This is a genomic window from Promicromonospora sp. NPDC050249 (assembly GCF_040656015.1).
In the GTDB taxonomy this organism is placed as follows: Bacteria; Actinomycetota; Actinomycetes; order Actinomycetales; family Cellulomonadaceae; genus Promicromonospora.
Genome location: NZ_JBFAKY010000033.1, coordinates 45,513 through 55,999, shown reverse-complemented (window position 1 = coordinate 55,999; position 10,487 = coordinate 45,513). Strand labels below are relative to the sequence as shown.

Sequence of the window (10,487 nt, the reverse complement as noted above, 5' to 3'; positions counted from 1 at the left end):
AACGACCGTCGGGTCCGGACCACATGGTCCGGACCCGACGGTCGTTCAGCGTCTACCCACGTCTACCCGTGCCTACTCCGCAGCCTGAGCACGGTCCCGCCTGCGCGCACCGAGCCTGCCCACCAGCCCCGCCACGACCAGGGCCACCGCCAGAGCCCCGACCACCCAGCCCGGCCAGTACCCCGCAGCCACCGCGGGCGTGATCGAGGACCGCAACGGCAGGTGCGTCACGAACTCGTCAGCCGTGAACAACCCCGTACGCCGCACCACCGTGCCGTCCGGCGTGATCACCCCCGACACCCCCACCGTCGAGATCTGCACCGTCGCCCGACCCGTCGTGATCGCCTGCATCCGCGACATCGCCAGCTGCTGCGTCGACTCCGCCGTGAACCCGAACGACGCATTGTTGGTCGGGACCACCAGCACCTGCGCACCCTCCAGGACCGCGTCCCGGACGATCTCGTCGTACGCCACCTCGAAACAGATGATCGTCCCCATCCGGTACCCGCCCTGCCCCAACCGGCTCGGCACCTCCACGACCGGCGGGTTCACCCCCGCGATCATGTCCGTCGTCACCCGGTCCACCTGGTCCGACAGCAGCCGCAGGAACGGCCGCATCGGGATGTACTCACCGAACGGCGCCGGATGCTGCTTCGCGTACCGCCCGATCACACCGCTGCCCGCCTGCCACAGCAACGACACGTTGTACCGCCCACCCGCCTGAGGGAACTCCTGCGCCCCCACCAGGATCGGCGCCCCCACCGCCGTCGCCGCAGCGTCCAACCCCCGCGCGACGTCCGGCGCCGTCTGCGGATCCAGGTCACTGCCGTTCTCCGGCCACAGCACCACGTCCAGCTCACCCGCGAAGTCCTCGGCCAGCGCGTACGTACCCTCGAGATGGTTGTTCAGCACCTCCGCCCGGTTCGCGAAAGCACCCAGCCCCGGCTCCCCCACGTTCCCCTGCACGGCACCGGCCCACAACGTCCCGTCCTCCGCCAGGTCGCTCCCGGCGTCGTACACCTCGGCCCCGTCCGGCGTCCCGACGGCGCCGGCGCTCGCGGACGTCGCCAGCGGCAGCACGAGCGGCGCGACGGCGACCGCGAGACCCAGCGCGAGGGCTCCGGCGGCGCGGCGTACCTCGCGGCCAGGGGTGCTGTGCCGCGTGTGCCGCGGACCGTCGTCCGACCCGATGGTGCTCGCCGGTGCGGCACCCGGCGCAGTACCTGGTGCGACGCGGAGCCGGGCAGCGCGGACCAGGCCGGCCACGGCCAGGGCGAGCAGCACGCCCGCGAACGCGACGAGCAGGCTCACGGCGACCGTGCCGCCCAGCCAGGCGGCGCGTCCGGTGGGGGTGCCCGCCATCGTCCACGCGAGGCGGCCCCAGGGGAACCCGCCGAACGGGACCTCGGCGCGCCACTGCTCCACCGCCACGTAGAGCACGGAGAACGCCGCGGCGAGCCGCCAGCCGCGGCGGCGCAGGAACCTCGCGCGGCGTACCCAGGTCCACAGCGCGCCGAACACCGCGAGGAACAGGGCTTCGACCGTCGACATGGCGATCCATGGCGCGGTCTCTGTCGACTCGTGAGCCCACCACAGGTGGGGCAGGAAGAAGGCGAGGCCGAACAGGAGGCCGATCAGGAAGTTCCACCAGGCGCTGTCCCGGCCGAGCGACCAGTACAGGACGGCGACGGCGACGAAGGCGGCGGGCCACGCTCCGGCGTCGGGGAACGCGCTCCAGAGAAGCAGGCCGCCGGGCACCGTGAGGAACAGGGACAGCAGCCGGGACGGCTCGGGCAGACGCACGCCCGCAGCCTACCGCCGGCCTCCAGCCAGGCTGATGGTCAGAACGTGTCGTGGAGGATGACGCCGTCACGCATCGTGTGCAGGCATTCCGGCTGGGCGGCGTCCGGGGCGAGGTCCGGCAGGAGGGGCGTGCCCGCGCGGGCCTCCTCGCTCCAGGAGCTGAGGCGGCCGGGTGCGGCCTGCACGCCGAGCCGTTCGGCGCGCCAGACGGCGAGGTGCGCGGGCGCGCCGACCCGCAGCTGTCCGGCGCCCGTGTGGTCGAGGCCGGCGAGGCGCCAGCCGCCGCGGGTGTGGGCGCGGAACGCGGCACCGGCGGAGATGCGCTGGTCGGGGTCCTCGTGGCTGGTCGCCGCGCGCACGCCCTGCCAGGGGTCCACGGGGGTGACCGGGGTGTCGGACCCGAACGCGAGCGGTACGCCGGCCTGGGCGAGGTCGGCGAACGGCATGAGCGATCCGGCACGCAGGGGGCCGAGGCGGGTCGCGTAGACGCCCTTGCTGCCGCCGAAGGACGAGTCGAACGCCGGCTGGACCGACAGGCCGACGCCCTGCGTGAGGAGTGCGGCGAGCGTCGTCGCGTCCACGAACAGCCCGTGCTCGATGCGGTGGTGCGCGGCGCGTACCGCGCTGTCGCCGGTCAGCTGGGCGGCGATCTGGAGCCCGAGGACCATGGTGTCCATCGCGCGGTCCCCGATGACGTGGAACGCGCCCTGCATGCCGACGCCCTGGACGGCGGCCAGGTGGTGGGCGATCTGCTCGGCGGTCAGGTACAGGTTGCCGGTCCACGGGCTGCCGTCGGCGTGGGTCAGCGCGCCGGAGAAGGACGCGGACGAGGGGTCCAGCGGCAGGTCGGAGTAGGGGCTGCGCAGGGCGGCGGTGCGGGATCCGATGGAGCCGTCGACGTTGAGGTCCCCGCCGATGCCGGTGAGGAACGGCAGCTCGGCGAGGAGAGCGCGGGCGTCGTCGGTGGTGCGGCACAGCTCGCCGCGGTAGGCGACCAGGTGCGGCAGGGCGGGGACGTCCGGATCGGGCACGTACTGTGCGCTCGTCGAGCCGGTGCTGACCGGACCCGTCGTCATCGCGTACAGCTCGGCGAGGCCGGCCCGGGTGTCGAGGTGGGCGCCGCTCATCTCGTGCACGGACACGATGCCGCGGGTGGCCCATGCGGCGAGGGTCTCGCGGTAGAGGCGGGTGCGGCGTTCGGGTGAGAGCGTGTGGGCGACGGCGCGCACCGTGTGGTGCAGGTCGGCGGTGACGAGGCCGGTGTCGACGGGGGCGTCGGACCAGCCGGAGCCGGACATGCCCATGCCGGTCCAGGCGGGGTCGCGTTCGATGCCGGCGCGGGCGGCCATCGTGCTGGAGACGACGGCCGAGTGCACGTCGACGCGTGCCGCGTAGACGGGACGGCCGCCGCAGGCGTCGTCGAGCTCCTGCCGGGTGAACGTGCGCTGCTCGGGCCAGGCCTGCTCGTCCCAGCCGAAGGCGAGCAGGACCTGGTCGCCGGACGGGTCGGCGGCGGCCAGCCGCCGGGCGCCCTCGTGCAGGGCGGCCAGCGCGTCGGCGAGGGTGTGCACTCCCCCGGCGGGCGTGAGGTCCACGGCGTCGCTCGCCAGGCCGGTCTCCAGCACGTGGGCGTGCGCGTCGACGAACCCGGGGGTCACCAGCGCGCCGTCGAGGTCGATCACGCGGTCCGCGCGGGCGGCGAGGCCCGCGGCGGTGTCGTTCGCGCCGAGCCAGGCCACCACGCCGTCGTCGACGAGGATCGCCTCGGCGAAGGGGTCCGTCGACGAGTGGATGACGCCGTTGCGGTACAGGATGGATCGGGCGGGCTGGCTCACGGTGGAAATCGTATGCGACCAGCCCGCCCGATGCCGCCGTCAGAGGCTCGAGTACGCCACCACCCCGCGCAGTACCGCGTCCTGCGCCTTGCGTGCCGTGGTGCGCAGCTTGTCCGACGGCGCGGCGCCGCCGAGCTGGTCGAGCACGTCGATGACCTGCTTGCACCAGCGCACGAAGTCGCCGGCGGCGAGGTCGGAGCCGCGCAGCACGCTGTCGAGGTTCTTGCCGGACGCCCACCGGTACATCGCGCCGACCAGTCCCAGGTCGAGCGGGCCGGTGGCCTCGATGCCGTGCGCCTCTTCGAGGTCGTCGACCTCGGACCAGACTCGCTGGGTCTCGTCCAGCACGGCGGCCAGGCGCCCGGTGGGTCCGCCGGGGATGTACGGGTCGGGTGCGTCGTCGCGCCGTGACTGGTACACGACGGTGGAGACGACGGCGGCCAGGCCTGCGGGGTCGAGGCCGTCCCACGCCCCTCGGCGCAGGCACTCGGCCAGGAGCAGGTCGTTCTCCGCGTAGAGGCGGCGCAGCCAGCGGCCGTCGTCGGTGACCCGGATCCTGCCGGACTCCTGCAGGCCGGTGTCCGACCGGGTGCCGGCGTCGGTGCGCTGCAGGTAGCCGAGGGTCAGCAGCACGTCGAGGGTGCGGTCGAAGGTGCGGGCGATGGACCCGGTGCGGCCCTCGACGCGGCGCACGAGCTGGTCGTGCTCCCGCTTGAGCTTGTTCCAGCGTTCCGCCCATCGCGCGTGGTCGTCGCGTTCGGGGCAGGCGTGGCACGGGTGCGCCTTGAGGGCCTTGCGCAGCCGGGCGAGCTCGGCGTCGGTCGCGGCGTCCGACCGGCGCCCGACCGGGGACCTGCCACCGCGTGCGGCGGCCCCGCGCGGGGTGCTGGTCGAGTGGGCGGAGGGGATGTCGTCGGCGAGGGCGCCCAGTGCGTTGCGCATGGAGGAGACGAGGTCGCGGCGGGCGTCGGGCTTGCGGGGGTTGAACGCCTTGGGGATCTTGACGGTCGTGACGGTCTCCAGGCCGGCGGGTGCGTCGGCGAGGGTGAGCTTCTTGACCTGGCGTTCCTGGGTGAGCACCGTGGGGCGCGGTCCGTCGAACCCGCCGGGTTCGCCCGGGTCGAGCACGAGGACGTACCCGCGCCGTCGTCCGGTCGGGACCTCGACGACGTCGCCGCGGCGCAGCGCCTCCAGGGAGGCGACGATCTGTGCGCGTTCGGCGCCGGACGCGGCGCGCGACAGCTCCTTCTCGCGGTCCTTGATGGCGCGGCGCAGGTCCATGTACGCGCCGAAGTCGCCTACGTCGCAGGACATGGCCTTGGCGTACCCGTCGAGGGCCTCGGCGTGCGCCTGTGCCTGCTTGGCGAGGCCGACGACGCCGCGGTCGGCCTGGAACTGCGCGAAGGAGGTCTCCAGAACCTCGCGGGCGCGGTCGCGGCCGACCTGGGCGACGAGGTTGACGGCCATGTTGTACGTGGGCCGGAAGCTGGACTTGAGCGGGTAGAGGCGCTTGGACGCGAGGCCGGCCAGCGCCACGGGGTCCAGTGCGGGGTGGTCGACGACGACGGCGTGGCCCTCGATGTCGATGCCGCGGCGGCCGGCGCGGCCGGTGAGCTGGGTGAACTCGCCGGGGGTGACGGGGACGTGGCTGGTGCCGTCCCACTTGACGAGCTTGTCCAGGACGACGGAGCGGGCGGGCATGTTGATGCCGAGCGCGAGGGTCTCGGTGGCGAACACGACCTTGACGAGGCCGCGCGAGAAGAGGTCCTCGACGGTCTCCTTGAACACGGGGAGCATGCCGGCGTGGTGGGCCGCGACGCCGCGGGCCAGGGCCTGTGACCAGGCCCAGTAGCCGAGCACGTCGAGGTCCTCCGGTGGGATGGCGGCGGTGCGCTCCTCCACGACGGACCGGATGGTCGCCTCCTCCTGCGGGGAGGTCAGCCGCAGCCCTGCCTTGAGGCACTGGTCGACGGCGGCCTCGCAGCCCGCGCGGGAGAACACGAAGTAGATGGCGGGCAGCAGGGCGTCGGCGTTGAGCGCGTCGATGACGATGAACCGCGGCGGGGTGCGCCGGTTCGGGCCGATGCCCCCTGAGCTGTCGTCGCTGCGGCGTGAGTCTCCGCCGCGGTACCCGCCGCGTCCACGCCCGGCGCCCCGGCCGCGTCGTCCGCCGGGGCCGCCCCGGTAGTCGCCGGGGCGGTTGCCGCCGCGCCCGGACCGGAACGCGGCGGACAGGTCGGGGTTGATGGGCGGGCTGGTGCCGGGGTCGGTCGGGTCGACGTGCCCTGCGTACAGGTCAAGGAGGCGCGGCTTGCCGCGCGGTTCCGGGGAGGACATGAGGACGTGCTGCCACAGGGGTACGGGCCGGCGTTCGGAGACGACGACGGCGGTGTCGCCGCGCACCATCTCGAGCCAGTCGCCGAACTCCTCGGCGTTGGACACGGTGGCGCTCAGGGAGACGAGCTGCACGTCGTCGGAGAGGTGGATGATGACCTCTTCCCAGACGGGGCCGCGGAAGCGGTCGGCGAGGTAGTGCACCTCGTCCATGACCACGTACGCCAGGCCGTCCAGGGTCGGGGACCCCGCGTAGAGCATGTTGCGGAGCACCTCGGTGGTCATGACCACCACCGGTGCGTCGCCGTTGATCGTGGTGTCGCCCGTGAGCAGGCCGACGTTGTCGATGCCGTGGCGGCGCACGAGGTCGGCGTACTTCTGATTGGACAGGGCCTTGATGGGCGTGGTGTAGAACGCCTTGCGGTCCGACGCCAGCGCCAGGTGGACGGCGAACTCGCCGACGACCGTCTTGCCGGCTCCGGTCGGGGCTGCCACGAGCACGGCACGGCCTTGTTCGAGGGCTTCGCAGGCCTGTACCTGGAAGTCGTCGAGCTCGAAGCCGATGACCTCCCGGAAGCGGGTCAGCTCGGGGTGCTCGGCCGCTGAACGGCTCTGTGACCGGAAGGCCGTGTACCGCTCGGCGGGGCTCAGGTCGCTCATGGGGCACAGCCTACGGTCACTCACCGACAGCCCCGGGCGCGACAGGCGCGCTCCGGGGCTGTCAGTCAGATTGCCAGGTCAGATTGCCAGGTCGGACCGGCGGGTCAGAGCTCGGCGGCAGCGAGCCGCTTCTCGACGCTCCTGTCGTGCAGTTGCGCGACGCCGACGGCGGCGAAGTAGAGCACGCAGATCGGCAGTGCGACGAGGATCATCGTCATGGCGTCCGGTGTCGGCGTGATGATCGCGGCGAACGTGAAGGCGACGAGGATCGCCCACCGCCAGCCGGCCAGCAGCGCCTTGCCGGTCAGGAGGCCCGCGAAGTTCAGGCCCACCAGCAGCACCGGGGACAGGAACGCGAGCCCGAACGCGATGAGCAGCCGCATCACGAGCGACAGGTACTCCTGGGCGTTGGTGAACGCCGTCGCGTCGTCCGGCAGGAACCCGGACAGGATCTCGATCGCGTGCGGGAACACGAGCCATGCCATGTACGCGCCGCCGAGGAACAGCGGGAACGCGGCACCGACGAACCCGTACGCGTACTTCTTCTCGTTCTTGTTCAGGCCCGGGGTGATGAACGCCCACACCTGGTAGAGCCACCAGGGGCAGGTGAGGAACACGGCGAGGAACAGGGACGACTTGATCTTCAGGTCCAGTGCCGCCATGGGACCGGCGAAGTTCAGGGTCATCTCGTTGCCCCGCAGCTCCTCCGCCACCACGAGGGGACGCTGGAGCAGGACCAGCAACGGGTCGTAGAGCAGCCATCCTGCGATGGCGCCGACCACGAGGCCGACCGCTATCAGGACGAATCTCTTGCGCAGCTCGAGCAGGTGCGCGAGCAGAGGCATGCGGCCGTCGGACGGCCGCCCAGTGCGTGCCACCGATCAGGCCTTGGGGATGTCGCGGTCCCTGTTGTTGATCAAGCCCGGTACCTGGTCGGTGCTCGAGCTCGCGCCCGGTCCGGCCGTCGAGCTCGGGCTGGAGGTGGTCGTCCCACCCGGGGCGTCAGCAACGTTGCTGTCCGCGTTCCCGGAGCCGTCCTCGCGCAGGTCCTTGACCTCCTTCTTGAAGATCTTCATCGACTGGCCGACGCTCTTGGCCAGGCCCGGCAGGCGGGAGGACCCGAAGAGCAGCAGGACGACGACGAGCAGGACGATCCAGTGCCACGGCTGCATAGCGCCCATGGTGACTCCTTACGGTGCGGTACTGATACGCGGTGCGGTGCGGATATGACCGATCCTACGCGGACGCGGGGGGCACAAAGGTAGCCCTCCGGTGGACTGCAGGTGGCCGCGGCCGTGAACGCGCGCAGGAAGGGCGCCAGGACGCCGCTGGAACCGCCGGTTCAGTCGTTGAAGTGCTTCCACTTCTGCCACGTCACGACGTGCCGCGCCCGGCGCGCGTCCTTGCGCCCGGCGCGGGCGGCGCGCTGCGCGTTGACGCGCTGGTAGTGGATCGTCACGTCGTCGAACAGGCTGGGGCCCGCGTGCCGCGTGGCCGCGGCCTCCCGTGCCCGGTCGGACAGCTCTTGCAACCGGTCGCTCGACTCGCCGATGCGGCGCGACGCTCGTCCCAGCTCTTCCATCAGACCCTTTGCCGACCGCCAGAGAGAGCGGGCGAGAAAGAACGCTCCGACGAGGCTGCCTACGGTCAGCAGGGTCCACACCCAGAACCACATGGTCGCCAAGCCTAGTGGGAATTTGCCGATGTGGCTGCGTCTCGGGTCGCCGGACCTGCTTCGGGCCCGGTTTCCTGCCCTGCTCGGTAGAGGGCCAGCGCCTCGGCGGCGGTCCCCGCGACGTCGTCGGCCAGGGAGCTCGGCGACACGGACCGCACGTACGGGGCGAGCTGGATCAGGGTGCTGCGCAGCCAGCCCGGGTTGGTGACGCGCAGGGTGACCTCGAAGTCACCGTCGGGCAGGTTGCGCACCGACTCGACGGGTACCTCCTCGGCGAACCAGCGTGCCCGGGGTGCGAACCGGATGGTCGCCAGCGGCGAGGACCCGCCGGCGAACAGGGCGGCGAAGTCGATCTCGGCCGCCCGCTCCCCCACACCCGGGTGGTCCTGCACGGGAAGGTCGGTCTCGGTGGCCTCCAGGATGCGGTCCACCCGGAAGGTGCGGGGCGCGGCGGCGCGGTAGCACCAGGCGGCGAGGTAGGCGAACTCGTCCTGCGTGTGCAGCCGGACGGGGTCCACCTCCCGTTCGCTGACGACGTCCGAGGACGTCACGTACCGGATCCGCAGGCGGTGGCGTGCGGTCAGCGCTGACGTGATCGCGGACACGACCTGCCGGTCCCCGCCGGGGGCGAGGCGCACGTCAACGGCGTTCGCCGCCTCGCCGGTCGCGTCGGTGAGCTTGCGCAGCGCCGACTCGACGACGGCCGACCGGGCCGGGTCGGCCTGGACCGCGCCGGTGGCCTTCATGGCGCGCAGCGCGGCGACCAGCGCCACGGCCTCCCGGGTGCCGAGCCGCAGCGGCCTGGTCATGCCCCGCGCCTCGGTCAGGTGCACGACGCCGCGGTCGATGGACGCGGCGTCGAAGTCGATGAGGTCGTCGGGCCAGTACCCGGGCGTGCCGGAGACCCACAGGGCGTCGACGTCCTTCTGGATCTGCGCGGGCGTGGTCCCGAACCGCCTGGCCAGGTCGGCCACCGACACCGGTCCCGCGCCGTCGAGGTAGGCGACGATGCCCAGCAGGCGCAGCAGCCTGTCGTCCGCGCGCTCAGCCACGGGACACCCCCTGCGTTCCCGTGCTCAGCGCCGCCGCAGCCGTGAGCCTGCGCAGCGTCTCGTTCCGAACCGGTTCGGGTTCCAGCACCACCAGCGCCGCCCCGTAGCCCGCGGCCTCGGACGCCATGCCGGACAGGGACCGGTAGGGCACCTCGAGGATGTCCCACCCGGCGTGATCGCCCGCCCGGTCGCCTGCCGACGCCCCGAGAGGTTTCGGCAGGCGCTCGCCGTAGGCCTCGCGTTCGCCCTCGGGCACTGGTTTGGCGCGGGCGCGCAGAGCTCCGGCGCGTTCGGGGCGGACGGCGACCACTGCCGCCCGTACCTCGCCGTGCTGCGCCTTGCCGAGCATGACGTCGGTCTCGAAGTCGGGGATCTCGTAGGCGCCGGCGGGGCCGGTGATGCGGACGCGGGACTCGATGCGGGACATGCGGAACACGCGGGGCGCCTGCCGGTCGCGGTCGAAGCACATGAGGTACCAGCCGCCGTCGCGCGCCGCGATGCGCCAGGGTTCGACGTGCCTGGTCAGGACCGCGCCGTTGTACGCGGCCCGGTAGCTGAACGTCACCGCGCGGCGGGCCTCTATCGCCTCCATGAGAGGTCCGTAGGCGTCGCCGACGGCGCGCACGGACGGCGCGAGGCCGGCCAGGGCGTCGACGGAGGGGTCTCCGGCGCCCGCGGCACGCAGCTTGACCATCGCTCGGTTGATGTCCGTCTGCAGGGTCTTGTCCTGCCAGAACTGGGCCGCCAGCGACAGCACACCCAGCTCGGCGGGGGTGAGATCGATCGGCGGCAGCGCGTAGGCGTCCTGGTCGATCCGGTACCCGAGCTCGTCGGTGTGCCCACCGGTCCCGACGGTCACGACGGGGATACCAAGGGCACGGAGCATGTCCTTGTCGCGCTCGAACATCCGCTCGAACGCCTCGTCGCTGGGCGCGTCGGCGTACCCCGCCACCGCGGTGCGGACCTGCTGCTTGGTCATCGCCGCGTTGGTGTTCACGAGCGCGATGACAAGGTTCAGGAGCCGCTCGGCGGGGTTCAGGCCGGGCGGCTGGCCGACCGGCTGAGCGGACGGCGAGGCGGGTGACGGCGCGGGCTGCGCGCTGGGGGGCGGATCGATGGACATCAGGA

General features: G+C 72.5%; 8 protein-coding genes. All 8 read right to left on the bottom strand.

The features are described 5' to 3' along the window. Positions 1 to 72: 72 nt before the first annotated feature. The 8 genes from lnt to AB0I32_RS22135 all read right to left on the bottom strand — a co-directional run bounded on the left by lnt (position 73) and on the right by AB0I32_RS22135 (position 10,482). Positions 73 to 1,803, bottom strand: a complete 1,731-nt coding sequence (gene lnt, locus AB0I32_RS22170; protein ID WP_357509976.1) for an apolipoprotein N-acyltransferase — start codon at positions 1,801 to 1,803, stop codon at positions 73 to 75. 38 nt (positions 1,804 to 1,841) lie between these two features. Continuing rightward, entirely contained in the window at positions 1,842 to 3,638 is a 1,797-nt protein-coding gene (locus AB0I32_RS22165; RefSeq protein ID WP_357509974.1) for an amidohydrolase family protein, read from the bottom strand. Positions 3,639 to 3,677: 39 nt separating this feature from the next. Then, positions 3,678 to 6,632 (bottom strand): DEAD/DEAH box helicase, encoded by a 2,955-nt coding sequence (locus AB0I32_RS22160; protein ID WP_357509972.1) that lies wholly within the window; start codon positions 6,630 to 6,632, stop codon positions 3,678 to 3,680. A 104-nt stretch (positions 6,633 to 6,736) separates the two neighbouring features. Further along, positions 6,737 to 7,510 carry a twin-arginine translocase subunit TatC gene (tatC, locus tag AB0I32_RS22155; protein ID WP_357509970.1) on the bottom strand — a complete coding sequence of 258 codons (774 nt, stop codon included), beginning with the start codon at positions 7,508 to 7,510 and terminating at the stop codon, positions 6,737 to 6,739. Positions 7,511 to 7,513: 3 nt separating this feature from the next. Beyond that, positions 7,514 to 7,813, bottom strand: coding sequence for a Sec-independent protein translocase subunit TatA (gene tatA, locus AB0I32_RS22150; RefSeq protein ID WP_357509968.1), 300 nt, complete (start codon positions 7,811 to 7,813; stop codon positions 7,514 to 7,516). Positions 7,814 to 7,974: 161 nt separating this feature from the next. Then, a complete protein-coding gene (locus tag AB0I32_RS22145; protein WP_357509966.1) occupies positions 7,975 to 8,307 on the bottom strand; it encodes a hypothetical protein in 333 nt (110 codons plus the stop codon). Positions 8,308 to 8,318: 11 nt separating this feature from the next. Beyond that, positions 8,319 to 9,359, bottom strand: coding sequence for a WYL domain-containing protein (locus AB0I32_RS22140; RefSeq protein WP_357509964.1), 1,041 nt, complete (start codon positions 9,357 to 9,359; stop codon positions 8,319 to 8,321). Then, on the bottom strand, positions 9,352 to 10,482 hold the full coding sequence (locus tag AB0I32_RS22135) for a WYL domain-containing protein (protein WP_357509962.1): 1,131 nt from the start codon (positions 10,480 to 10,482) through the stop codon (positions 9,352 to 9,354). Before AB0I32_RS22135 ends, AB0I32_RS22140 begins: the two co-directional genes overlap by 8 nt. Positions 10,483 to 10,487: the final 5 nt, after the last annotated feature.

Coding starts and splice junctions, on each gene's coding strand:
- tatA (WP_357509968.1), bottom strand. CDS start 7,813: ATGGGCGCTATGCAGCCGTGGCACTGGATCGTCCTGCTCGTCGTCGTC.
- AB0I32_RS22135 (WP_357509962.1), bottom strand. CDS start 10,482: ATGTCCATCGATCCGCCCCCCAGCGCGCAGCCCGCGCCGTCACCCGCC.
- AB0I32_RS22160 (WP_357509972.1), bottom strand. CDS start 6,632: ATGAGCGACCTGAGCCCCGCCGAGCGGTACACGGCCTTCCGGTCACAG.
- AB0I32_RS22145 (WP_357509966.1), bottom strand. CDS start 8,307: ATGTGGTTCTGGGTGTGGACCCTGCTGACCGTAGGCAGCCTCGTCGGA.